Annotated in this window: 19 protein-coding genes; 9 read left to right on the forward strand and 10 right to left on the reverse strand. The window is 45.8% G+C overall.

Annotation, left to right across the window (positions count from 1 at the left end; genetic code table 11):
• Window positions 1-74: 74 nt before the first annotated feature.
• From Q9R21_RS01040 to Q9R21_RS01055, 4 genes are all read right to left on the reverse strand, one after another.
• Window positions 75-872: a thioesterase family protein gene (locus Q9R21_RS01040; protein WP_004280113.1), complete on the reverse strand. Its 798-nt coding sequence runs from the start codon at window positions 870-872 to the stop codon at window positions 75-77.
• A 62-nt stretch (window positions 873-934) separates the two neighbouring features.
• A complete protein-coding gene (locus Q9R21_RS01045) occupies window positions 935-1,603 on the reverse strand; it encodes a class I SAM-dependent methyltransferase (RefSeq protein ID WP_086044877.1) in 669 nt (222 codons plus the stop codon).
• 309 nt (window positions 1,604-1,912) lie between these two features.
• Window positions 1,913-3,601 (reverse strand): AMP-binding protein, encoded by a 1,689-nt coding sequence (locus Q9R21_RS01050; RefSeq protein WP_311203534.1) that lies wholly within the window; start codon window positions 3,599-3,601, stop codon window positions 1,913-1,915.
• Window positions 3,602-3,699: 98 nt separating this feature from the next.
• Complete coding sequence (locus Q9R21_RS01055) at window positions 3,700-4,335, reverse strand: TetR/AcrR family transcriptional regulator (RefSeq protein ID WP_005251442.1); 636 nt, start codon at window positions 4,333-4,335, stop codon at window positions 3,700-3,702.
• 148 nt (window positions 4,336-4,483) lie between these two features.
• Here Q9R21_RS01055 and Q9R21_RS01060 point away from each other — a divergent pair, with 148 nt between their 5' ends.
• From Q9R21_RS01060 to Q9R21_RS01095, 8 genes are all read left to right on the forward strand, one after another.
• Complete coding sequence (locus tag Q9R21_RS01060; protein WP_004646592.1) at window positions 4,484-5,656, forward strand: isovaleryl-CoA dehydrogenase; 1,173 nt, start codon at window positions 4,484-4,486, stop codon at window positions 5,654-5,656.
• A 35-nt stretch (window positions 5,657-5,691) separates the two neighbouring features.
• Window positions 5,692-7,293, forward strand: coding sequence for a carboxyl transferase domain-containing protein (locus Q9R21_RS01065; RefSeq protein WP_311203535.1), 1,602 nt, complete (start codon window positions 5,692-5,694; stop codon window positions 7,291-7,293).
• A gap of 12 nt (window positions 7,294-7,305) precedes the next feature.
• Complete coding sequence (locus Q9R21_RS01070; RefSeq protein ID WP_311203536.1) at window positions 7,306-8,100, forward strand: enoyl-CoA hydratase/isomerase family protein; 795 nt, start codon at window positions 7,306-7,308, stop codon at window positions 8,098-8,100.
• Window positions 8,101-8,119: 19 nt separating this feature from the next.
• The gene (locus Q9R21_RS01075) at window positions 8,120-10,114 is read left to right on the forward strand and encodes an acetyl/propionyl/methylcrotonyl-CoA carboxylase subunit alpha (RefSeq protein ID WP_311203537.1); all 1,995 of its coding nucleotides are present in this window, start codon (window positions 8,120-8,122) and stop codon (window positions 10,112-10,114) included.
• Complete coding sequence (locus Q9R21_RS01080) at window positions 10,111-11,013, forward strand: hydroxymethylglutaryl-CoA lyase (RefSeq protein ID WP_311203538.1); 903 nt, start codon at window positions 10,111-10,113, stop codon at window positions 11,011-11,013. Before Q9R21_RS01075 ends, Q9R21_RS01080 begins: the two co-directional genes overlap by 4 nt.
• A gap of 93 nt (window positions 11,014-11,106) precedes the next feature.
• A complete protein-coding gene (locus Q9R21_RS01085; protein ID WP_168386802.1) occupies window positions 11,107-11,811 on the forward strand; it encodes a CoA transferase subunit A in 705 nt (234 codons plus the stop codon).
• A 2-nt stretch (window positions 11,812-11,813) separates the two neighbouring features.
• Entirely contained in the window at window positions 11,814-12,452 is a 639-nt protein-coding gene (locus tag Q9R21_RS01090; protein ID WP_005262069.1) for a CoA transferase subunit B, read from the forward strand.
• Window positions 12,453-12,548: 96 nt separating this feature from the next.
• Window positions 12,549-13,961, forward strand: a complete 1,413-nt coding sequence (locus Q9R21_RS01095) for a TIGR00366 family protein (RefSeq protein ID WP_311203539.1) — start codon at window positions 12,549-12,551, stop codon at window positions 13,959-13,961.
• A gap of 54 nt (window positions 13,962-14,015) precedes the next feature.
• Here the strand turns inward: Q9R21_RS01095 and Q9R21_RS01100 are convergent, their stop codons facing one another.
• The 4 genes from Q9R21_RS01100 to Q9R21_RS01115 form a co-directional block, all read right to left on the reverse strand.
• Window positions 14,016-15,506, reverse strand: coding sequence for an OmpA family protein (locus tag Q9R21_RS01100; protein WP_311203540.1), 1,491 nt, complete (start codon window positions 15,504-15,506; stop codon window positions 14,016-14,018).
• A gap of 182 nt (window positions 15,507-15,688) precedes the next feature.
• Complete coding sequence (locus tag Q9R21_RS01105; protein WP_311203541.1) at window positions 15,689-16,924, reverse strand: dihydroorotase; 1,236 nt, start codon at window positions 16,922-16,924, stop codon at window positions 15,689-15,691.
• A 10-nt stretch (window positions 16,925-16,934) separates the two neighbouring features.
• The gene (locus Q9R21_RS01110; RefSeq protein WP_311203542.1) at window positions 16,935-17,951 is read right to left on the reverse strand and encodes an aspartate carbamoyltransferase catalytic subunit; all 1,017 of its coding nucleotides are present in this window, start codon (window positions 17,949-17,951) and stop codon (window positions 16,935-16,937) included.
• A 224-nt stretch (window positions 17,952-18,175) separates the two neighbouring features.
• On the reverse strand, window positions 18,176-18,520 hold the full coding sequence (locus tag Q9R21_RS01115; protein WP_004280135.1) for a hypothetical protein: 345 nt from the start codon (window positions 18,518-18,520) through the stop codon (window positions 18,176-18,178).
• A gap of 232 nt (window positions 18,521-18,752) precedes the next feature.
• On the opposite strand from Q9R21_RS01115, the gene rlmKL reads away from it, so the two are divergent.
• Window positions 18,753-20,957, forward strand: a complete 2,205-nt coding sequence (gene rlmKL / locus Q9R21_RS01120) for a bifunctional 23S rRNA (guanine(2069)-N(7))-methyltransferase RlmK/23S rRNA (guanine(2445)-N(2))-methyltransferase RlmL (protein ID WP_311203543.1) — start codon at window positions 18,753-18,755, stop codon at window positions 20,955-20,957.
• A gap of 185 nt (window positions 20,958-21,142) precedes the next feature.
• Here the strand turns inward: rlmKL and clpB are convergent, their stop codons facing one another.
• Complete coding sequence (clpB, locus tag Q9R21_RS01125) at window positions 21,143-23,722, reverse strand: ATP-dependent chaperone ClpB (protein ID WP_004646581.1); 2,580 nt, start codon at window positions 23,720-23,722, stop codon at window positions 21,143-21,145.
• A 251-nt stretch (window positions 23,723-23,973) separates the two neighbouring features.
• A complete protein-coding gene (locus Q9R21_RS01130; protein WP_004646580.1) occupies window positions 23,974-24,339 on the reverse strand; it encodes an antitoxin Xre/MbcA/ParS toxin-binding domain-containing protein in 366 nt (121 codons plus the stop codon).
• Window positions 24,340-24,388: the final 49 nt, after the last annotated feature.

Genomic DNA, 24,388 nt, shown 5'->3' on the forward strand with positions numbered 1-24,388 from the left:
TTCCTGACTCATTGCGCACAGCATGCCAATAAATACAGATTGAGGCAATTGGCCTTGATGTTTTTGAATAGGCTTTAGAACTTTCGCAGGGTCAGAATCTGTTCACTTCGGCCAAAAGGTCCATGAACATCATGCAGAATCCCGCTAGTCAGACCGATACCATCTTCACCATATTGCTGCACCACTTCCAGTCCCAGCCATTTACCCTGCGGCAGACGGTGCATATGAATCTGCAGGTCCAGATTCGGAAATCCCCAACCGGAATTCGGGTCCTGACGTGGCACAATGCCATTGGCCGTATCGACCATACCGAGCAAACGACTAAAGTCTGTCGTCGGTTGACCTTCTACCATGTCCAGCGAATTTCTTAGCCAGACAATGCCCTTGCCTGCACGATGGTCAGCATGTGCCCGGGTTTCAATACTCTGGATATAACCGCCCGGCCAGCAGCGCATACCCTCCCAAACCGGTAAATATTCTGGACTTTCGATCGGAAAATCTTCCACTCCAGCAATGGCCGTGGTATTTGAAGTTAGCATTCTCCACGCGCGTGCCACGATACAGGTTTTACCATTGGCACACATTTCAGCTTCAACCAGTTCAATGGTTTTACCCGGACGGATCATGCGTGTGGTAATCGAAAATTCACCAAAGGCTATCAGGCCAAAAATATCCAGCCCGACCCGACCAATACGCATGTCAGCACGTGGCTGAAACTGTTCCAGTTCGACGCATAGAATACCGGTGGCTGGCGCCATGTGCTGCTCATGTGGATTCCACGCACCTTGTGCATGAATATTAGAACGGTAATAAGCCGTAGTACTGCCATCTGCATGCTGTTCGCGCTGAATAAAACTGTAATATGCCGACATTGTTTTAATACTTCCCTGAATATTCTCTTAAACTTTAGAATTTGCAAAAAGTTCTTTGATCTTTATTTTCTGAGCAAAAAGCCATGATAATTCATGATTTGACAATAAATTTTGCACTGTTTAAATCCGACTTTGGTTAAAAGTGCTGTAAAATTTTGCGCAGATAACAAGTGAAAATCCTGCTCCAAGCGTTCAATCATCTTGCTACTTTGCACCATGCTTAACCCTGTCTGCTGTGCCAGCTTCTGCATAATTTTGATGTCTTGCTGATCTTCGGGTTGCATCAGGTCATAGGTCAATGCAAGACCGTTGGTTTTAAGACACTGATGGATAGCCTGAAAAAATCCGTTTTTTTCGGAATTTGGAATGAAATGAGCCACCAGAATGGCCAATGCGGCATCGAAAGTATCCGGCTGATTCAAATCTTGAATCGTGCTTTGGATGAATTGCACCCTTTGTCGATCTATAGAATTCAGATTTTTACTAGCCTGTTTCAGCATGGCTGCTGATGGATCAATTGCAGTAAAGGTCCAGTCTGGATGTTGCTCTAATAAATACGACAATTCATAACCTGTTCCGCAACCCACTATTAATATATGTGCGGTTTCTGGGAGTTCAGTGCTGAGAATTGCTTCAATCTGCTGATGCACCAGTTCATAACCGGGAATCAGTTTACGGATATGATCGTCATAACTGGCGACCACGACTTCACTGTGAAAGTTTTTTGCCATATTTTTACTCTAAATCTATGCACGAATCTAAAACTCAGGCGGGTATTTAGATAGATTGAATATTTAAATCTTGTAGCTTGATCTTATTTACTGTTTTATTGAAATTTGATCATAGACCCGGCGACATGGATGTCGCCATTTTGCTGAGGGACATGGAAGTCCCTTCAGCAAAATAAAGGGATTTTGCTTACTTTTGGCCCATCAAAAGTAAGAAAAGCCTAAACATTGATATCGAAACCGTTATACAAATGGAGGCAATGCATGCATTAAATACTGCTTTGCCCCATTTAAGAATCGCATCAATACAATTTAAGCAATCTCTTTCAAGTTCAGCTCTTCACGCATAAATTCACGCAATTTGAACTTCTGCGCCTTCCCTGAAGCCGTCATTGGAAATTCCTGGAAGAAACGCACATAGCGCGGCACTTTATTGTGAGAAATATGCTCCTTACAATACTGACGGATGGTTTCTTCAGTACAAGGATCATTTTCATGCAGGATGATGCAGGCACAAAGTTCCTCACCATATTTATGGTCTGGCACCCCAATCACCTGTACATCTGAAACAGCCGGATGGGTATAAAGGAAATCTTCAATTTCTTTCGGGAACAGGTTTTCTCCGCCACGAATCACCACGTCCTTGATTCGGCCCTTGATTTTGACAAAGCCTTCATCATCCATTTCAGCGATATCACCGGTATGCATCCAGCGCGCCGCATCAATCACTTCCTGGGTTTTATCCTGATCTTCCCAATAACCGAGCATCACTGAATAACCACGTACACACAGCTCACCCAATTGGCCGCGTGGAACCACCTTGCCATTTTCATCGACAATTTTAACTTCCAGATGCGGATGTACCCGGCCAACCGTACTGACACGTTGCTCGACACTGTCTGCCGTTGAGCTTTGTGCACTGACGGGTGCGGTTTCAGTCATGCCATAACAAATCGTGATTTCAGACATATGCATCCGTTCAATCACGCGCTGCATAATTTCCTGCGGACATGGACTACCCGCCATAATCCCGGTACGCAGACTGGACAGATCAAACTCGTCAAACTGTTCATGTTCCAGCACCGCAATAAACATAGTCGGCACACCATAAGCCGCGGTACATCTTTCCTGCTGAATGGCTTTTAAGGTTTCTAATGGATTAAACACGGCAGACGGATAAATCATGGCGGAACCATGCGTAATACAGGCCAGATTGCCCATGACCATACCAAAGCAGTGAAATAAAGGCACTGAAATACAGACACGGTCTTCTGGCCCTAAATGAATGGCTTCACCGACAAAATAACCATTATTTAAAATATTATTATGGGTCAGCATGGTGCCTTTCGGATTGCCCGTAGTACCCGAGGTAAACTGGATATTAATCGTTTCATCGAACTGCAATTCACTGGAGATCTGTTGCAGTTGATCCAGCTCTTGTGCACTAGGCGAGCTCAGCAAATCCTGAAACCGGTGGATGCCGGTATGCTGCTGGTCATCAATTTTAATTACATGTTTTAAATGCGGCAGACGCTCTGCATTAAGGAATTTATCCTCGGTTTCCTGCAATTCCGGTGCAATTTTAGTCAGAATTTCCTGATAGTCCGTCGTCTTAAACTGCGCTGCAATCACCAGTCCCTTACAGGAGACCTTGTTTAGCACATATTCAAGCTCATTGCTTTTATAGGCCGGATTCAGGTTCACCAGAATAATGCCTGCCTTGAAGGCCGCAAACTGGGTAATGGTCCATTCCACACAGTTCGGCGACCAGATTGCCAGACGGTCACCTTTTTGCATACCTAGTTTCAGCAGCTGACAGGCAAAGGCATTGACCTGATCCTGTAGCTGCCGGTAACTGAGGCGTATGTTCTGATGCAAACTCACTACCGCATCACGTTCTGCATACTGCTCGCAAGCCTGATCAAATTTTTCACCAATCGTCATGCCCAATAAAGGCTGGCTGCTGGTTCCATAGGCATAGCTTAACCGTACTTGTGTCATTGAATCGATCTCCTTGATTCTTTGTAATTCTGATTTTCAACTTTACTAATTGTTTTATGACCACGACGACCTTGTCTGTGTACCGGTTTTTTGTGTGTTTATGCTTGTAAATTTTCCTCCTGCCCACGTACTGCGTTGACACAAAAATCGGCAATCTGTTTGACAAAGTGATCCTTATACTTCTGATCAAACATGACATTTCGGGACGGATTTAAAGGTTCAATCACGACAAAGGTCATGGCACCAACCACACCTAATGCTGCCGTATTCAAATCTTCAAATTCGAATTCTCCATTGACCTTTCCTTCGGCCAGAATTTCCTTAATGCTCTGCTTAAGCAGCTGCTTACTGCGAAAACGCTCATGTTCCATTTCCGGATCAACCGGTTCGAACATCAGTGAATACGCCAATTGGGGGCTATTCATGGCACGCTTGACAAAAGTTGTAACAGATTTTTGCAATTTCAGTTTTGGCGATAAATCTGACTCGGCAATATGGTTCAGAATTCCGACTTCATGCTGAATCGCGGCCGACAAAACCTCAATTAAAATCTGGCTTTTGCTTTCGAAATATCGATAGACCAGCCCTGTAGAAACGCCTGCGCGTTCTGCAATCGCCTGAATCGATGCCTCCTTCAAGCCCCCTTGAATAATCAGTTCACGAGCAGATTCCAAAATCGACAGGCGATTTTGTTCCATTCGTTCCTGCATCAATGATGATCTTTTATAACTCATAAAATTAATCTCAACAAGATAAAATGAATTGTAAATCATTTTGTGAATATATATTCACTTTTTTATTTTTTCGTTGTATGTTAAAACCACAAGCACAACAACAATGCTTTTTTGGACACAACAAATATAACCTCAGGATGGATGAAGAATGAATTTACAAAGCTTGGATTTCGGTTTGGATGAAACTCTAATAGCGCTTCGTGATTCAGTGGCCGCATTTTGCGCCAAAGAAATTACCCCGATTGCTCAACAGGTTGACCGTGACAACGAGTTCCCTGCTCACCTTTGGAAAAAATTTGGCGAGATGGGCCTGCTCGGGCTGACAGTCAGTGAGGAATATGGCGGTTCAAATTTTGGTTATCTGGCGCACATCATTGCCATGCAGGAAATTTCCCGTGCTTCTGCATCCATTGGGCTGTCCTATGGCGCACATTCTAACCTATGTGTAAACCAAATTAAGCGAAATGGTACTGAAGAACAGAAACAGCGTTATCTGCCTAAACTGATTTCAGGTGAATATGTCGGTGCCTTGGCAATGTCTGAACCGAATGCAGGCTCGGATGTGGTGAGCATGAAACTGAAAGCAGAAGACAAAGGCGATCACTACCTGTTGAATGGTTCAAAAATGTGGATCACCAATGGTGGCGATGCCGATGTCCTGGTGGTCTATGCAAAAACCGATTTGCAAGCCGGTGCCAAAGGCATGACCGCCTTTCTGGTTGAGAAAAATATGCCAGGTTTTAGCCACGGCACCCATTTGGACAAACTCGGCATGCGTGGTTCAAACACTTATCCGCTGTTTTTTGACAATGTTGAAGTTCCGAAAGAAAACGTCATGGGCGGCGTCGGTAATGGCACCAAGGTCTTGATGAGTGGTCTGGACTATGAACGTGCTGTATTGAGCGCTGGCCCACTGGGGATTATGGATGCCTGTATGGATACCGTGATTCCATATATTCATGACCGTAAACAGTTTGGTCAGGCGCTGGGCGAATTCCAGTTAATGCAAGGCAAAATTGCCGACATGTATTCGACCTGGCTAGCCTGTAAGGCACTGGTTTATGCGGTCGGTGCTGAATGTGACAAAGCTGAGCATAGCCGTAGCCTGCGTAAAGATGCTGCCAGTGCCATTTTATATGCTGCTGAAAAAGCGACCTGGATGGCAGGAGAAACCATTCAGACTTTAGGTGGTAACGGTTATATCAACGAATTTGCTGCCGGCCGTTTATGGCGTGATGCCAAACTGTATGAAATTGGCGCCGGTACTTCAGAAATCCGCCGCATGCTGATTGGCCGTGAACTTTTCAACGAAACAGCCTAAATCTTAACACTTAGAATAAAACAAGGATGTTCGTCATGAATCAGTTATCGAGCAAAATCAATATACGTAGTGAAGAGTTTAAAACCAACCAGACTGCCATGCTGCAACTGGTGGATGACCTGAAACAGAAAGTTGAAAAGATTGCCCTCGGTGGCGGCGAAACTGCCCGCCAAAAACATTTAGATCGCGGCAAGCTGTTACCACGTGAACGGATTAATCACCTGATTGATCCAGGAACCGCTTTTCTGGAAATTGGTCAGCTGGCTGCCTATCAGGTTTATCAGGATGATGTGCCTGCCGCAGGTGTGGTCGCTGGTGTTGGTCAGGTCAACGGTGTGACCTGCATGATCATCGCCAATGATGCTACGGTGAAAGGCGGTACTTATTATCCATTAACAGTGAAAAAGCATTTACGTGCCCAGGAAATTGCCGAACAGAACCATCTGACTTGTATTTATCTGGTGGATTCAGGCGGTGCATATTTGCCTTTACAGGATGAAGTATTTCCAGACCGCGATCACTTCGGCCGTATTTTCTACAATCAGGCACGTATGTCGAGCCAAGGTATCGCCCAGATTGCAGTGGTGATGGGTAGCTGTACTGCAGGCGGTGCTTATGTTCCCGCCATGTCGGATGAAACCATTATTGTCCGCAATCAGGGCACGATCTTCCTCGGCGGCCCTCCTCTGGTTAAGGCAGCTACTGGTGAAGTGGTGTCTAGTGAGGATCTCGGTGGTGGTGATGTGCATACCCGTTTGTCTGGCGTGGCTGATCATCTGGCTGAAAACGATGAACATGCACTTGCGATTGCCCGCAACATCGTGGCCAACCTGAACAAAAAGCCAAACAAGACCGCAGATGAAATCGAAGCGCCGCTATTTGACAGTTCGGAACTGTACGGCATTGTGCCGAGTGACGCGCGTAAGCCTTTTGATATCCGTGAAGTGATAGCCCGTATTGTCGACGGTTCACGTTTTGACGAGTTCAAGGCACGTTTCGGCACTACCCTGGTGACCGGTTTTGCCAAGCTCTATGGCATGCCGGTCGGGATAATTGCCAATAATGGCATTCTATTTTCCGAGTCTGCCCAAAAAGGCGCACATTTTATTGAACTGTGTACCCAGCGCAATATTCCACTGATTTTTCTGCAAAACATTACCGGCTTTATGGTCGGTCGCCAGTATGAAAATGAAGGCATTGCCAAAAATGGTGCCAAGCTGGTGATGGCCGTCGCTAATGCCAATGTACCTAAGTTGACTCTAGTGATTGGCGGTTCTTTTGGTGCCGGCAACTATGGTATGTGTGGTCGTGCTTATTCGCCACGCTTTATGTGGACCTGGCCAAACTCGCGTATTTCAGTGATGGGCGGTGAACAGGCCTCCAGCGTTTTGTCAACCTTAAAACGTGACCAGATTGAACAGAAAGGTGGTAGCTGGTCAGTAGAAGAAGAAGACCAGTTTAAACAGCCGATTCGTGACCAGTACGAACGTCAAGGCCATCCTTATTATGCGTCTTCGCGGTTATGGGATGACGGTGTGATTGATCCAGCGCAATCGCGTGAAGTACTAGCCTTGAGTCTGGCTGCAGCCCTAAATGCACCTATCCAGCCAACCAAATTCGGCGTGTTCCGTATGTAAGAGGTATCAAAAATGGATTATCAATTTTTACAGCTCGAACAGCAGAATCAGGTCGCGACAGTCTGGATTAATCGTGCCGAACTGCACAATGCCTTTAATACTCAAGTCATTGAAGAATTGCATGCCTGCTTCCAGTCTTTAAATAGCCGTGATGATGTGCGCGTGGTGATTCTGGCGGGTCGTGGCAAAAGCTTCTCGGCCGGTGCTGACCTGAACTGGATGAAACAGGCCGGTCAGGCTTCTCAAGCAGATAACGAAGCGGATGCGCTCAAACTGGCAAAAATGCTGCAAAGTCTGGCAACCTTGAAACAGCCGACCATTGCCCGGGTACATGGTATTGCTTTTGGCGGCGGCATGGGTTTGGCTTCGGCCTGTGATATTTGCATCGCCAGTACAGATGCCAAGTTTGCGACGTCGGAAGTACGTTTAGGCTTGGCACCTTCGACCATCAGCCCGTATGTAATTCGTGCGATTGGTGCACGTCAGGCATCGCGTTATTTCCTGACCGCAGAGCGCATTTCTGCTGAACAGGCCAAAAGCATTGGACTGGCACATGAAGTCACCACACCGGAACAGCTCGACAGCAAAATTGATGAAATTGTGGAAGCACTTTTACTTGGTGGACCTGCTGCACAGAGCGCATCCAAACAGTTGATTCAACTGGTTGACCAACAGGTATTGACCGAAGATTTACTGCTTAAAACCGCACAGCATATTGCCCATATTCGCCAGGGAGATGAGGCGAAAAATGGACTGAATGCATTTTTGAACAAACAAAGCCCGGCTTGGATCAAGACCACGGCATAACAACGAGAAGGATCCTACAATGTTTGAGAAGATTTTAATTGCCAACCGTGGTGAAATTGCCTGCCGTGTCATTCGTACAGCAAAAAAGCTAGGAATTGCCACCGTTGCCGTCTATTCCGATGCTGATGCGCAGGCACAACATGTGAAACTGGCCGATGAAGCGATCTATATTGGTGAATCGCCAGCAGCACAAAGTTATTTGCAAATTGATCGCATTATTCAGGCAGCAAAAACGACCGGTGCTCAAGCGATTCACCCGGGTTATGGCTTCCTGTCTGAAAATGACCAGTTTGCCGAAGCATGCCAAGCCAATAACATCACTTTTATTGGTCCACCGGTAGCAGCCATTCTGGCAATGGGTCTAAAGGCCACCTCTAAAGCATTGATGGAAAAAGCCGGTGTGCCTTTAACCCCCGGCTATCATGGTACCAATCAGGATGCCGACTTCCTGAAACAGCAGGCAGACAATATTGGCTATCCAGTACTGATCAAGGCCAGTGCCGGCGGTGGCGGTAAAGGCATGCGTCTGGTGGAACGCAGTGAAGACTTCCTGAGTTCACTGGCCTCATGTAAAAGTGAAGCACGCTCCAGCTTTGGTAATGAAGATGTACTGATTGAACGCTATGTGATTCAACCACGTCATATTGAAGTGCAGGTGTTTGGTGATACCCACGGCAATTATGTACATCTGTTCGAACGTGATTGCTCGGTACAGCGCCGTCACCAGAAAGTGCTGGAAGAAGCGCCTGCACCGCAAATGCCGGAAGACAAACTGGAGGCGATGCGTCAGGCGGCAATCGATGCTGCGCGTGCAGTAAATTATGTCGGTGCCGGTACAGTCGAGTTTATCGTGGAGCAAGACGGCACAGCTTACTTCATGGAAATGAATACCCGTCTTCAGGTTGAACATCCAGTGACGGAAATGATTACCGGACAGGATCTGGTGGAATGGCAACTGCGCGTGGCTTTTGGTGAACCTTTACCGAAGCAGCAGCATGAATTGCAGATTCATGGACATGCACTTGAAGCCCGTGTTTATGCCGAAGAACCGGAAAAAGGCTTTATTCCTGCGATTGGTCAGATCAGCTACCTGCATTATCCGGAGCAAAGTGACTGTGTACGTGTCGATAGCGGTATTGTCGAAGGCGACGAGATCAGCACTTATTATGATCCGATGATTGCCAAACTGATTGTCTGGGGTAAAAATCGTGAAGCAGCCCTAACCCAGATGCACCATGCGCTGGGTCAGTTCCATGTCGATGGTCTGGGTAACAATATTGCTTTTCTAGATCGCCTGGTGCTGTGTGACTCGTTTAAAAATGCACATTTAGATACTGGCCTGATTCAGCGTGAAGAAGAATTTCTGCTCAAACCTTCTGCGGATATCAGTGTCGAACTGATAGTTAGTGCCGCACTGATTGAACTTCTGTCACATCAGGCACAGAATCCCGTTCCAAGCAACCCAGTATGGCAGCAGCAAGCATTCTGGCGCTTAAACCAACAGAATAGTCATACAGTGCAATTACAACGCAATGGCATCAACCTGAAAATTCAGTTCCGCACTCAGGATCAAGGTTTTGTTGCCAGCTATAACGGTCAGCAAATTCAGATTCAGGGTCAACTCGTCGATGCCCATACTTTAGCCTTGCAACTGGCGGGTAAACAGCAAAAACTGGCTTTTAGCCAGAGTGAGCAAGGCATTACCCTGTTCCAGAATGGTCAAAGCTATAAGTTTAATTACTTGAAGTCTGATTTTAATAATCAGGATGAACAAGGCACGGAAAATAACCTGATCGCGCCAATGCCAGGCGTCATTACCCAGGTGCTCGTGGCAGCCAATGACAAAGTCAAAAAAGATGATGTGCTGATGACGCTGGAAGCCATGAAGATCGAATACTCGATTCGCGCACCGCATGACGGCATCATCGCAAGCTCATATTTCCAGAAGGGTGATCAGGTTAAAGCCGGTGATGAACTGGTCGAGTTCCAGCCGCTGGCGGAGGAAGTGGCATGACGAATTTTGTCAAAATCGTAGAAGTCGGGCCACGCGATGGCCTGCAAAATGAAAAAACACCTTTGACATTGGATGACCGGAAAAACCTGATTCTGGACCTGATGAAAACCGGTCTACAGTCCATCGAAGTCGGCTCCTGCGTTTCAGCCAAATGGGTACCGCAAATGGCAGACAGTGATGTGCTCTTTGCCAGCCTACCCCAAGATCCGAATATTCAGTTCAGTCTGCTGACCCCAAACATGAAAGGTTTTGAATCGGCACTGGCTGTGGGTTGCAAGGAAGTGGCGGTATTTACTGCAGCTTCTGAAAGCTTTACCCGCAAAAACATCAACTGCTCGATTGATGAAAGCTTCGAGAAGTTTGCCGATGTCATGGCAGCAGCCAAAGCCAATGATATTAAGGTACGTGGCTATGTTTCCTGCATGGTGGACTGTCCTTATGAAGGTGCCATTGATCCCAAGCAGGTGGTGAAAGTCACGCAGCGTTTGCTGGAGATGGGCTGCTATGAAGTGTCGTTGGGTGAAACCATTGGCACGGCCACCCCAGACCGGGTTAAATACGTCTGGGAAGCTTGTTTGGCTGAACTTGATGCCAAAGTGCTGGCCGGTCATTTCCATAATACCTACGGCATGGCAATCGCCAATATTTACCAGTCTTTACTTCAAGGCATTCGGGTCTTTGATTCCTCCATTGCCGGCTTAGGTGGCTGCCCTTATGCCAAAGGCGCTTCAGGCAATGTTTCAACTGAAGACCTGTATTACCTGCTCTCGAATATGGGCTTTCAAACCGGTATTCAGCTAGACGCCCTGATGCAGGCCAGCCGTAATATCAGTGAAGTCTTGCAGCGCAACAATCCATCCAATTATGCCAATGCCTATTGGCAAAAAGCCTGTGCTTGAAAATAAACTTGCTTGAGCAAAATGCTCTTAAGCAAACCATAAGGATATAAGCAGCAGATTGAAGTCTGCTACAACAATAATAGAGGTGACAAGATGTCAAACAAGGTTTATGACAGCGCTCAATCCGCCTTAAAGGATGTGGTGCAAGATGGTCATACCCTGGCCGTTGGTGGTTTTGGCCTATGTGGTATTCCGGAAGCTTTGATCGCAGCTTTAAAAGAAACAGGTGCTAAGCAACTCACCTGTATTTCCAACAATGCCGGCGTAGACGGCTTCGGTCTCGGACTGCTGCTGGAAACCAAACAGATTAAAAAAATGATTTCCTCTTATGTCGGTGAAAATAAGGAATTCGAACGTCAATATTTAAATGGCGAACTGGAAGTTGAACTTACTCCACAAGGGACTTTGGCAGAAAAATTACGTGCTGGCGGTGCCGGTATTCCGGCTTTTTATACGGCGACGGGTGTCGGAACCGTGATTGCTGAAGGTAAGGATGAACGTGAATTTAAGGGCAAGAAATATATCCTGGAAGAATCTTTAACAGCTGATGTTGCTCTGGTTAAAGCCTATAAGGCCGATAAAGCCGGCAACCTGATTTTCCGTAAAACCGCCCAGAACTTTAATCCGGTCTGTGCCATGGCCGGCAAAGTCACCATTGCTGAAGTCGAAGAAATTGTCGAGATTGGTGCGCTGGATCCGGATGAAATCCATCTTCCGGGCATTTATGTGAACCGGATAGTCCTGAATGCTCAACCGGAAAAACGTATTGAACAGATGACTTTAAAGGCGGAGGCTTGATCATGGCTTGGACACGTAATGAAATGGCGCAGCGCGCGGCACAAGAGCTTGAAGATGGTTTCTACGTCAATCTAGGGATTGGCCTGCCGACGCTAGTCGCGAACTATATTCCGGAAAATATCAATGTCTGGCTGCAGTCGGAAAATGGCCTGCTGGGGATTGGCGAATTTCCAACCGAGGAGACAGTGGATGCCGACCTGATCAATGCCGGTAAACAGACGGTTACCGCGCGTAAAGGTGCTTCATTTTTCTCAAGTGCCGACTCCTTTGCCATGATCCGTGGCGGTCATGTCAATATTGCCATTCTGGGTGCTATGGAAGTGTCCGAAACTGGTGATCTGGCCAACTGGATGATTCCAGGCAAAAAGGTCAAAGGCATGGGCGGTGCCATGGATCTGGTCGCGGGTGTACAAAAGGTCGTGGTCTTGATGGAACACTGCGCCAAAGATGGTACACCGAAAATTGTACCGCAATGTAGCCTGCCCCTTACCGGCCAGGCTGTGGTGAACCGGATTATTACCGATCTCGGTGTACTGGATGTTACTCCTGATGGAATTCGACTGGTTGAACTGGCACCAGAGGTAAGTTTTGAAGAGATTCAAAAAGTCACGGGGGTAGCGCTACTACGTAACGCTGCCTGATCCAGCCAGCCCTTAAGAATGAAGCATCTTAAGGGCTTTTTTATATATAGCTGTTTCATTTCAAAATAATAATCGCAGAATAAATGGATTTTAATCATGCAAACTCAACAAAATATTTTGCAGCGCTTCGCCTTGCGCGTCAGCGACTGGTCTGAAAAATGGTTTCCGGATTCTTATATTTTTGCCCTGCTTGGCGTCATCATTGTGGCGATTGCCGCCATCGGAATTGGTGCACCCGCACAGGATGTCGCGATTTCCTTTGGAGACGGCTTCTGGAGCCTGATTCCCTTTACCTTGCAGATGTGCATGCTGATCGTGGTCGGTTATGTGGTTTCCGTATCTAAGCCTGTCCAGCTTCTGATCCAGAAAATGGCGCGCCTGCCACATTCCGGTCGTGGTGCGATTGTCCTGGTCGCCACGGTCAGCCTGTTAATTTCTCTGATTAATTGGGCCATGAGTACTGTACTGACTGCACTCCTAGTGATTGCACTGGCACAGCGTAAAGAGCTTAACATAGATTACCGCGCTGCTGCGGCTGCAGCGATTATCGGGATGGGTGCGACCTGGGCACTGGGCATCAGTTCTTCAGCTGCACAGTTACAGGCCAATAAAAGCAGTCTGCCTGAACCGATTTATAATCTGACGGGCGTGATTCCATTTACCGAAACCATTTTCCTGCCGCAATCCATGATCATGACGGCGGTACTGATTGTAGCTTCAATTGCGATTGCTTACTGGTCAGCACCTAAAGGGTCTGACATTAAAACCATTGAGCACTTCCCGATTCAGATTGAAGAAGAAAAACCGGAAGTATCTGCCGAAAAAAGACCGGGGGATTGGCTGGAAAATTCACCCATTTTAAGCATTCTGATTGTGATTCTGGGCGCAGTCTGGATGTTTAACGAATTTTCCAAAAGCAATCCGATTCTGGCCATTTCCAGCTTAAATACCTATAACTTTATCTTCCTGATTTTGGGCGTGGCCTTACACGGTACACCGCGAAATTTCCTGAATGCGGTATCCAAAGCCGTACCCGCCATTTCTGGGGTACTGATCCAGTTTCCGCTGTATGGCAGTATTGCCTTTATGATGACCAATGCGCTAAACCCGGCCGATCTGTCATTGTCACATTACATTGCCGAGTTCTTTGTTTCGATTGCCTCGCAGGAAACCTTTGCCATTGTGATGGGCTTATACTCGGCGATTCTGGGTTTCTTTATTCCTTCTGGCGGTGGGAAATGGATTATCGAAGCACCCTATGTGATGCAGGCAGCCCATGACCTGAAAGTGCATCTGGGCTGGTCGGTACAGATTTATAATGCTGCCGAAGCCTTACCGAATTTGATTAATCCTTTCTTTATGCTGCCGATGTTGGGTATCCTGAAATTAAAAGCCAAAGATGTGATTGGATTTACGGTGACCCAGCTGATTTTCCATCTGCCTTTGGTACTGTTCCTGCTCTGGTTCCTGGGAAGAACCCTGACCTATAGCCCGCCGGTATTTTCTTAATTCAAGACAATAAAAAAGGACGAAAATTCGTCCTTTTTTATATACGCCGCTCTCTTAATTTCCTGTCTTCTCAACCACACCTTCATCATCTACTTCACGCACAATTCCCGTTTCAGTATTCACGACCTCAAAGGTCACGCGACGGTTCTGAAACTGTCCAGCAGGTGTCGCATTGGGTTCAACCGGCTGATCCTCTCCCATGCCAACTGCCTGTAACTGTGCAGGATTGACCCCTTTTCCAACGAGATAACTGGTAATCGCTTGAGCTCGTTGCACAGACAGCACCTTATTTTCTGCTTCACTACCCTGAGCATCGGCATGTCCTGTAACCTTCAGAATGACATGCGGTGCTCGTTGCAATAATGCAGCAGCCTGATCCAGCACCAATTTATTGACCTCGGGAACTTCAGTCGATGCCGTATCAAAATTAATGATCTGTAAATTCAGTGCAGTCGCCACATCCAGCGCTTTAACATTATCGGTCTTGATACTGGCCAAGGCTTGTTCTGCCTCACTATTGGCGGTATTAATCACGTCACTTCTATTGAGCGGCTGCTGGGTCACCACTGTGACATTTTTGGCCAGACTACGAATTTGTGCTGCCAGACGCTCGGCCTCTGCATTGGTTGCTGCACGCACTGAAACCTGATTGCCAATCCAGTCAAGTGACACATTTGGCATTCCCTGCATTGTTCTCAACACAGTCGGAATAGTATCCTGATCAATAAATTCTGAATGATAAACCTCACTGCTCAGCGCCCCACAACCAATATTATAATTAAAGATCTGTTTGATCTCGTTTTGCAAAATTTCCATATACTGCGGATTATTCAGCTGTAATTGACAACTGACAATTTCGCCATTACTGCCTGTACTTAATCGCAAGGATGCAGGCTGAGCTGCAGCAACTTCACTGGTCGCTTGGGTATTTGAATCTTCAACATCATCCTGCATGCAGCTACGAACCAAAAACAGGATCAAACCCGCCAGGATCAGAAAAATAATAAACGGCCATAAAAAGCCGGTTTTTCTTTCTTCCTGAACAATGATGGTCTGCTCCGCCAATACAGGTTCCTGATTTAAATTCTGCCCTGCCAAAGGTGAAACTCCAAGCGCTGCCAGAATAGGGCCAGCCCAAAGGGGTAATGCGCGCTGAATCGAATCGGCGTGGGTTTCCAGCAAATGGCTAATCGCTTCCGGACTCGAAGCACCTGCTTCAGTCTGTAAAAAATTCATGGTCGGTACAATTGACCGGTTCAAGGTATGCTCTATTTCATCTTGCGGCGTGCTCTGATCCACTTGATCGAGAAATTGCTGCTTGAGTGCCGGGTTTGCATTGAATAATTCATGAATTTTTGGATTAAGTTGCTGACCAAGATTCTCGATCCAGGCGGGACGTGAACGCAATATACTTAAAAATATGGGATAGAATTGAGCCAAAGCTTGATCTTTGGCAAATAAGTGCTCGGTTTCACCTTGAAGCACAATCGCCGTAACATCGCTTTTTAGGCGTTCTATAAAGTCTATATTCATAATCGTCACCATTCTTTTGATTTTTCTAATGTTTAATATTTAATCAGTGTAACGATCCCCATTTTTTGAAAATGTAAATAATTGTATGAATATCATAAAGTTTCACTATTTTTGTTGAGTACTCATTTTACCAACACAAAATTTAAAAAATAAAAAAAGCCAGCCGAAGCTGACTTTTATAAAATTGGGATCACTTAAGCAGCAAAAGTTTGAACCACTTTACCCAGCACTTTTTGATTAATTAACGGGGTATTTTTACCTTGTGACACGATGCTTTCTTTATTCAGGGTCCATTCCAGTTCCGGATCTAGCAGCACCCAGCCTGATTCATTTATCCATCGATCTGCCATTTGTGCAACACGTGCCGGAGCCAAGGTCACTTTTTCCACCCATTCCAGTGGAGTCAACAACCCCTCACGAATCAATTGCAAACCAAAAGGCACATAAGTATCAAAAGCAGTGAATCCTGGCTGCGTTTCAGCAAACGGCGCCATTTTCGCAGAGCTGCTCAGCGGTTCATGATGAGTACAAATCGCATCAATCACACCTGATTTTACACCCTGACGCAGTAATTCTTTGTCCTGTTCAGAACGGAGTGGCGGACGTACATGTGCAAGAGAGTTAAATCCATCAATCAAATGATCGGTCAGATGTAACTGATGCATGGCCACATCACAGGTCACCGGTAAGTCTTTTTCCTTGGCAATACGAATAAGTTCCACCGAAGCACCGCAAGACAACAGACCAAAGTGTGCTCGTACTTTGGTTGATTCAATCATCAATAGATATTTGGCGATTGCCACAGTTTCAGCCAGTGCCGGAATCATCGGCAAACCCTGACGTGATGCAATAAAGCCTTCATGCACACAGCCGTCTTTGGCGATTTGTGGTTCTTCGGCATAGAACACCACTGTCAGGTCTAAACCTGCAGCATATTCAAGGGTACGCAGTACCACGTCATCATTGGCAAACGGCGCACTGGCATTGGAAACGGCAGTACAACCGCCCTTTTTCAAGCCTGCCATATTTGCCGGTTGTTGACCATTTAAGCCTTGGGTTTGTGCACCAATCACTTGAAGATAGATACCACCATCCAGCATGGCTTTTTCAACCAGGCCGTGAATCAATGCACCATTATCTTGTACGATTGGCTTTGAATCGGGTGGCGTAAATACGTGCAAAATGCCATTTTCACGTGCCGCTTTTCCTTCAGACTTAAGCGTACCGTGTTGCTGTTGACCCGGTTCACGTAAACGCGCACACAAATCGACCATGGTTGGCATTAACCATTTGCCTTGACCATCAATCGTTTCAGAGACGTCTGCTGTTTCTGCAACGAATTTTCCATTTTCCAGATACACGGTCTGGATAGAATTAGTGTTTTGGATCGGATCAAGAACACGGACATTTTCAATTTTTACAATAGTCATGACTTATTCCTTAACCCGCAATCGCTTCAATCAAACCTTGTTCTTGTAACTGGCCTTGCATCGATAAAGCCAACACCGCCATACGCACGGCAATACCATTGGTCACCTGCTTCAAAATCACAGATTGCGAACCATCCGCAATACTTGAGTCGATTTCAACCCCACGGTTCATTGGTCCCGGATGCATCACGATACAATCCGGTTTGGCCATGGCAAGACGTTCTTTATTCAAGCCATACATTTTGTAGAACTCTGCTTGCGAGGCCAGTGCCGGAGAATCAATACGCTCGTTTTGAATACGTAAGGTAATGATCACGTCGCAGTCTTTGATGCCGTCTTCCATATTGTTAAATAGACGAACACCATCGCCATATTCTTCAAAACCCAATGGCAGCAAGGTATTCGGTGCAATCACCCGGATATCCTGGCAACCTAAAGTTTGCAAGGCAGCCACATCTGAACGCGCGACACGTGAATGCTTGATATCGCCAATAATGGCAATCGACATTTCTTCGAATTTTTTATTGGTTTCGCGGCGAATGGTCAGCATGTCCAGCATCGCTTGAGTCGGATGCGCATGACGGCCATCACCGGCATTAATAATTGCCACTGTTGGACAGACATCCTTGGCAATAAAATGCGCTGCCCCTGAAGATGAATGACGCACCACGAAAATATCGGCCGCCATGGCTTCCAGATTCCATAAGGTGTCACGCAGGGTTTCACCTTTGGAAGTACTCGAACGGGCAATATCGATATTGAGAACGTTGGCAGAAAGGCGCTTGGCAGCGGCTTCAAAGGTGGTGCGGGTACGGGTTGAATTTTCGAAGAACAGGTTCATCACCGTTTTGCCTTCGAGCAAATTATTGGTGATCAGCTGATTTTGGTCATTAAAAAAGGACTGTGCAGTGTCCAATATTTTTGTCAGGGTTTCTTTAGAAAGACCTTCGATGGTCAAGAAGTGTTTTAGATTACCTTCTTTATTGAGTTGAATCTGGCTCGGTGTATGCAATGCCGCCAAGTGCATGAGAGATTCCTTATGCGTTAAGTCAACATATTATACAGAGATTGGCGAATTTTTATAGTTGGCCATGCTGCTACTTGTACAAAAAGCATCTGAACAATAAAAATAAAAAATCAGATTCCTTTGTATTTTTTCAATAACATAATTTAACCCGATTTGCATCTTGCTGATTTTAAGTACAAAACCAACGGGCGCTTCAGTCTGGAGCATTCACACCCATCTCAGGTTTAACGCAGTGCACCAATATAACGATGTGACACCTGTGCACGATAGATATCGTCTTCATCCGGTTCGACCGAGATCAGCCCTTCCTGCTGGCTTGGGTGTGCAGATTCTGTTGGTGAATCTTGTGCTGTTTCCGAAATCTCCAGTACCATTTTCAGGCGCTGGATCAGATGATTCAAATCTGGGTCTTGGGTCTGCTCTGCCAGTTGAATCACATGCCGGGCATAATCCAGGTTCTCTGCCAGATAAATTGCATCAATCACCCGACCTGAAACACGTCGTAAACGCGCATAGATTAAAGTGGCCACTGAAAAAGCGTCATGGTTGCGTAACTGATTCTCTAACATCTTAACCCCCATTATAAAATTGAAAAATCAGGCAGCCATCGCTCCCCATCGACTGACCGCCTGATTTGCCATGTATAGAGCAAAATGCATACCAGTTCCTCAATTTATAGTGTGAATATTATTTTTCTCTATCACATGCCACGGCCTTTCAGAGAATTTCAAAAGCTTTCAATATAAAAATACGGTAAACTTAGCGCAGTTTTTTATTTATCTTTTTTGGTCTCTCTATTATATGAATACCTCTCCACGTTTAAGCAATTATTGGGTCACCTGTGCCGATGGTCTGGAAACCTTATTAGAAGAAGAAATACAAGGCTTAGGTGTTCAGAATATTGAGCGTTTTCCAGGCCGTTTAACCTTTAAAGGTACACTGGAAAATGCTTATCGTATCTGCATGTGGTCACGTCTGGCTTCACGTGTCTTGATGCCGATCCACACGCATGAAATTGAATTTTCTCATGATGCCCGTGATGTGGCAGAAGAACTCTATGAAGGGGCTCTCAGCTTTGACTGGTCGCTGATTTTTGCACCACAAAGTACCTTTGCGATTCGTTTGCATGTCGAACGTGATATCAAGGTCAATACCCAGTTTGCGACTTTACGTGCCAAAGATGGTGTCGTAGATTCCTTTATGGAAGCCGTAGGCAAACGTCCAAGCATTGATACCAAACAGCCTGAAATTACCATGTATATTCTGGCAGGCAAGAAAGAACATACTTACTGCCTGGACCTGTCTGGCGACTCTTTGCATAAACGCGGTTATCGCCGCTTTATGACTGACGCCCCAATCAAGGAAAACCTGGCCGCTGCGATTCTGCAAAAAGGTGGTTTAAAAGCGTTAAATCCGGACATCATTGTCGATCCAATGTGTGGTTCAGGTACCTTTATTATTGAATCCCTAATGATTTTGACCGACCGTGCACCGGGTCTGGTCCGTCGTTTCGGTTTTAATGGCTGGAATGGCCATGACCATGAACTGTGGATGAGCATCAAGGCCGAAGCTGCTGAACGTCATCAAGCGGCAATGAAAAATCAATTACCACAATTCTATGCCTTCGATGCGGACTGGGAAGCGGTTAAAGCCACCAGACAAAATATTATCGCGGCGGGTTTTGAAGCTGCTCTCGACAATATCATGATCGAAGAACGGACTTTAAATGACTGGCCTGATTTCCATGCAGAAGGCAAGAAAGTATTCTTCGTGACCAACCCGCCATATGGCGAACGTCTCGGCGATAAAGCGCAAAACCGTTCTTTATACCTGGGTTTATCGGCTTTATTGCAAAAGAATTTCCCGAATCAAAAAGCGGCTGTGATTGCCTCCCAAGTGGAACAGGCCGATGTGCTGGCGTTCAATGATCCGCAAATCCTGCGTTTGATGAATGGTAAATTGCCGATCTATATCCGCTTCGGTACGGTTAAACCGGCCGCAGTGGTACGTCCATTCCTAGAAAGCTGGCAGCCTCAGCAGTTTGAACCGATTGAAGGTGCGATGGAGTTTGCCAACCGTCTGACCAAAAATATGCAAGCTTTAAAAAAATGGGCAGTCAAGGAACAGATCCATTGTTTACGTCTCTATGATGCAGATTTACCTGATTTTAACGTCGCAGTAGATCTGTATGGCGAGCGTTTGCATGTACAAGAATATGCGCCACCTAAAACTATTGATCCGGAAAAAGCCAAAAAACGTTTCAACCTGGCCTTACAGGCCATTCGTGCCGTGACCGGTTTGGGCCGTGATGCGATCTTTATCAAGACCCGTGCACGTCAGGAAGGTAAAAACCAGTACACCAAACAAAGTACAGCATCCAAGCGTTTTATCGTTCAGGAAGGTCAAGCCAAGATTCTGGTCAACCTGACCGATTATCTGGATACCGGTCTGTTCCTGGATCACCGTCAAATGCGTTTACGTATTGCACGTGAAGCAAAAGGCAAACACTTCCTGAACCTGTACAGCTATACCTCAACGGCAAGTTTACATGCTGCTTTGGGTGGTGCTGCAAGTACAACCAGCGTCGATCTGTCGAATACTTATTTGAACTGGTCTAAAGAAAATTTTGTTCTGAACGGCTTAACCGTGGATCATGCGGATGAACAGCATCAGTTCTTTGCCTCTGACTGTTTCGAATGGCTAAAAGAAGGTCATGAGCAATATGAGCTGATCTTTATCGACCCACCAACCTTCTCAAACTCGAAGAAATTCTACGGGACCTTTGACGTACAGCGCGACCATTTGTCCCTGTTAAAACGTGCGATGAACCGCTTAACCACTGATGGTACCTTGTATTTCTCAAATAACTATCGTGGTTTTGAGATGGATGAAGAAATTCTGGCCTTCTTTGATGTTGAAGAAATTACCCAGGAAACCATTGGACCTGACTTCAAGCGGAATCAAAAGATTCACCGTGCCTGGAAAATCCGTCATCCGCAAGTGTAATTTGATGATGAATTAACTGTCTTTATCACGATTGATATCTTCTTTATTTTCCCTGAGCTGAGTTTTAAGCCATGCTTTAAAGCTCGCCGCAACAAGAATACAAAAGTGTTGCAATGCTCGAAGTTAACAATAAGATTAAAAAAAACCCAGCCTAGGCTGGGTTTTTTGTTGCAAGGAGAAGTGGTTTAGTTAAGTTTCATTTTTTCAAAGATTAACTCACCTGCTTCAGCTTTCACCAGAATGGTATCGCCCGGCTGGAACTCTCCGCCCAGGATTTTCTGCGCCAGACCATTTTCAATACGCTGCTGGATTGCACGTTTCAGGGGGCGCGCACCATACAGTGGATCAAAGCCAGCATCGATTAACTGATCGAAAGCACTGTCATCTACCGACAAGCGCATATCACGTTCTGCCAGACGTTGACGTAAACGGTTCAACTGGATATCGGCAATACCGCGAATCTGGTCTTTTTCCAGCGCATGGAACACTACCAGTTCATCAATACGGTTAATAAATTCTGGACGGAAATGTTCCGATACCGCATTCATCACCACCGTACGGACTTCTTCTTTTGTGGCATTACCGCCCAATTCACGTACATCCTGCGAACCCAGGTTCGAAGTCATGACGATCACAGAGTTTTTAAAGTCCACTACCCGGCCTTGCGAGTCAGTTAAACGGCCATCATCCAGTACCTGTAGCAAGATGTTAAATACGTCCGGATGCGCTTTTTCGACTTCATCAAACAAGATCACACTATACGGTTTACGACGTACGGCTTCAGTAAGCACCCCACCTTCTTCATAACCGACATAGCCCGGAGGCGCACCAACCAAACGGCTGACCGAATGTTTTTCCATAAATTCTGACATATCGATACGCACCATGGCATCGTCGCTGTCAAACAGGAAATTCGCCAAGGCTTTGGTCAATTCTGTTTTACCGACACCCGTTGGCCCCAGGAACAGGAATGACCCACTTGGACGGTTCGGATCTGACAGACCGGCACGTGAACGGCGTACTGCATTGGATACCGCCACCACGGCTTCATCTTGCCCTACTACACGGTTATGCAGGAATTCTTCCATATGTAGCAATTTGTCACGCTCGCCTTGCAGCATTTTCGCAACCGGAATACCGGTCGCAGCACTCACTACTTCAGCAATTTCATTGTCGGTGACTTTGTTACGCAGCAATTTTGGCGTTGCGCTTTCATCGGCTTTTTCAGCCAGTTCAAGCTGCTTTTGCAACTCTGGTATCACGCCATATTGCAAACGCGCGGCCTCGCCCAGATCACCTTCACGTTGCGCTTTTTCAAGTGCTGTACGTGCCTGATCCAGTTTGATCTGTACGTCTTTATTGCCTTCGACCAGCGCTTTATCTGCACGCCAGACTTCTTCCAGGTCATGATACTCTTTTTCAACTGTGGCGATCTGATCGGACAAGTATTGAATCTCAGCTTTGGCACCTGAGTCTTCATCTTTTTTCACCGCTTCCAGCTGCATTTTTAACTGAATCAGACGGCGTTCCAGTTTATCCAGTGCTTCTGGTTTAGAATCGAGTTCCATTTTGATGCGCGATGCTGCTTCATCAATCAGGTCAATAGCTTTATCCGGCAACTGACGGTCGGTGATATAACGATGTGACATTTTCGCCGCCGCAATAATCGCGGAATCCAGAATCTGTACCCCGTGATGGGTGGCATAGCGATCTTTCAGACCACGCAGAATCGCAATGGTATCTTCCACGCTTGGCTCATCGACCAGTACTTTCTGGAAACGACGTTCCAGCGCTGCATCTTTTTCAATATACTGACGATATTCATCCAGTGTGGTCGCACCGACACAGCGCAGCTCGCCACGGGCCAACGCAGGTTTCAGCATGTTACCGGCATCCATCGCGCCATCACCTTTACCGGCACCCACCAGCGTATGCAACTCGTCGATAAACAGGATGATTTCACCTTCGTGTTTGGCAATATCTTTCAGAACCGCTTTTAAGCGCTCTTCAAACTCACCACGGTATTTGGCGCCAGCCAGCAAAGAACCTAGATCTAGAGATAAAACACGCTTCCCTTTGAGTCCTTCAGGCACTTCACCATTAATAATCCGCTGCGCCAGACCTTCGACAATCGCCGTTTTACCGACCCCTGGCTCACCGATAAGTACCGGGTTATTTTTGGTACGGCGTGACAAGACCTGAATAGTACGACGGATTTCATCATCACGGCCAATCACAGGATCAAGCTTGCCTGCCAACGCACGTTCAGTTAAATCAATGGTGTACTTATTCAGTGAATCACGCTGATCTTCATAATTGTTGCTCATGACTTTTTCATCGCCTCGGATTTGATTAATCAGCTGTTTCAGTAGATCTGCTTTTACGCCGACACTACTGAGTATTTTTTGCGTAGATCCTGTTTCAGCCAGTGCTAAAATCAACCAATCAACACTAACGAATTCATCTCCGGCTTTTTGTGCATAACTCTCCGTTAATGTCAGTACTTTATAAGCTTCAGGATTTACATTAATGTCCGCTGACGGATTTGATAATTTTGCCGCATCATTGAGGGCTTGTTGTAGCTTCGTTTGCAGCTCAACTAAATTTGCACCTGCTTGCTGTAATAAGCTTGCATAAGAAGCTTCTTTTAAAACTGCATGGAGAAGATGAATCGGTTCAATTGCGGTATGGTCTTTGCTCATAGCGAAGACTTGTGCATCTGAAAGGATCTGCTGCAGGCGATTGGTAAATTTTTCAAAACGCATTCTTGTTATTCCTCACAACAAATGTTCTACTTGATGGATATATGGGTGCACTTGATAAAATTTCAAATCATTTTTATATATTTTTCAAAAACTTAATATAAACATTTAGACAGTTTTTAATAATAATATTGGTGTAATCAAATCATATTTCAAGTGAGGTTAGAAGAATTTTTAAGGTGAAGATAAACAATTCATATTTTATTTAATTTACTCTGCTATTTTTCAGCTTAGTAGAGAATAGAGAGATATTTTTAGTACGGTTGCAACCTTCCTAGTAATCGCAATACTTCACTCAAACCATGTTCTGTTTGCATCAAGGATCTTGGCGTTTGATGATTCAAAAGCTTGTTAGGTGAATTGATAAAATGGCGCATCCAGCTCAAGTCTCCACCATGCAAGCTAAATAACTTTTGATAGATATTTACTAAAGCTATAGCTTTTTCGCCTGCTGTAGTATCTGGTTCTAATTCTTTTTCATTTATAACCAGAGATAATTCCGCCTCAGATAAACCCAGAATCAATGCAAGTTCGAATTCTTTCAGTTGCAACTGCTCAGCTAAGTTGAATACTGCTATAGCTAATACTTGGGATTTAGAAATACCTGTTTCACTATTCATTTTTATCAAATCATCTTGATGCGTCTTATTTCGATTATGCTGCTTTTAT

The sequence above is a fragment of the Acinetobacter sp. RG5 genome, from assembly GCF_031844265.1.
GTDB lineage: Bacteria > Pseudomonadota > Gammaproteobacteria > Pseudomonadales > Moraxellaceae > Acinetobacter.

Bases quoted from the DNA above. Each gene is read 5' to 3' on its own strand.
- Q9R21_RS01040 (WP_004280113.1), bottom strand. From the start codon at position 872: ATGTCGGCATATTACAGTTTTATTCAGCGCGAACAGCATGCAGATGGC.
- Q9R21_RS01045 (WP_086044877.1), bottom strand. From the start codon at position 1,603: ATGGCAAAAAACTTTCACAGTGAAGTCGTGGTCGCCAGTTATGACGAT.
- Q9R21_RS01050 (WP_311203534.1), bottom strand. From the start codon at position 3,601: ATGACACAAGTACGGTTAAGCTATGCCTATGGAACCAGCAGCCAGCCT.
- Q9R21_RS01055 (WP_005251442.1), bottom strand. From the start codon at position 4,335: ATGAGTTATAAAAGATCATCATTGATGCAGGAACGAATGGAACAAAAT.
- Q9R21_RS01060 (WP_004646592.1), top strand. From the start codon at position 4,484: ATGAATTTACAAAGCTTGGATTTCGGTTTGGATGAAACTCTAATAGCG.
- Q9R21_RS01065 (WP_311203535.1), top strand. From the start codon at position 5,692: ATGAATCAGTTATCGAGCAAAATCAATATACGTAGTGAAGAGTTTAAA.
- Q9R21_RS01070 (WP_311203536.1), top strand. From the start codon at position 7,306: ATGGATTATCAATTTTTACAGCTCGAACAGCAGAATCAGGTCGCGACA.
- Q9R21_RS01075 (WP_311203537.1), top strand. From the start codon at position 8,120: ATGTTTGAGAAGATTTTAATTGCCAACCGTGGTGAAATTGCCTGCCGT.
- Q9R21_RS01080 (WP_311203538.1), top strand. From the start codon at position 10,111: ATGACGAATTTTGTCAAAATCGTAGAAGTCGGGCCACGCGATGGCCTG.
- Q9R21_RS01085 (WP_168386802.1), top strand. From the start codon at position 11,107: ATGTCAAACAAGGTTTATGACAGCGCTCAATCCGCCTTAAAGGATGTG.
- Q9R21_RS01090 (WP_005262069.1), top strand. From the start codon at position 11,814: ATGGCTTGGACACGTAATGAAATGGCGCAGCGCGCGGCACAAGAGCTT.
- Q9R21_RS01095 (WP_311203539.1), top strand. From the start codon at position 12,549: ATGCAAACTCAACAAAATATTTTGCAGCGCTTCGCCTTGCGCGTCAGC.
- Q9R21_RS01100 (WP_311203540.1), bottom strand. From the start codon at position 15,506: ATGGTGACGATTATGAATATAGACTTTATAGAACGCCTAAAAAGCGAT.
- Q9R21_RS01105 (WP_311203541.1), bottom strand. From the start codon at position 16,924: ATGACTATTGTAAAAATTGAAAATGTCCGTGTTCTTGATCCGATCCAA.
- Q9R21_RS01110 (WP_311203542.1), bottom strand. From the start codon at position 17,951: ATGCACTTGGCGGCATTGCATACACCGAGCCAGATTCAACTCAATAAA.
- Q9R21_RS01115 (WP_004280135.1), bottom strand. From the start codon at position 18,520: ATGTTAGAGAATCAGTTACGCAACCATGACGCTTTTTCAGTGGCCACT.
- rlmKL (WP_311203543.1), top strand. From the start codon at position 18,753: ATGAATACCTCTCCACGTTTAAGCAATTATTGGGTCACCTGTGCCGAT.
- clpB (WP_004646581.1), bottom strand. From the start codon at position 23,722: ATGCGTTTTGAAAAATTTACCAATCGCCTGCAGCAGATCCTTTCAGAT.
- Q9R21_RS01130 (WP_004646580.1), bottom strand. From the start codon at position 24,339: ATGAATAGTGAAACAGGTATTTCTAAATCCCAAGTATTAGCTATAGCA.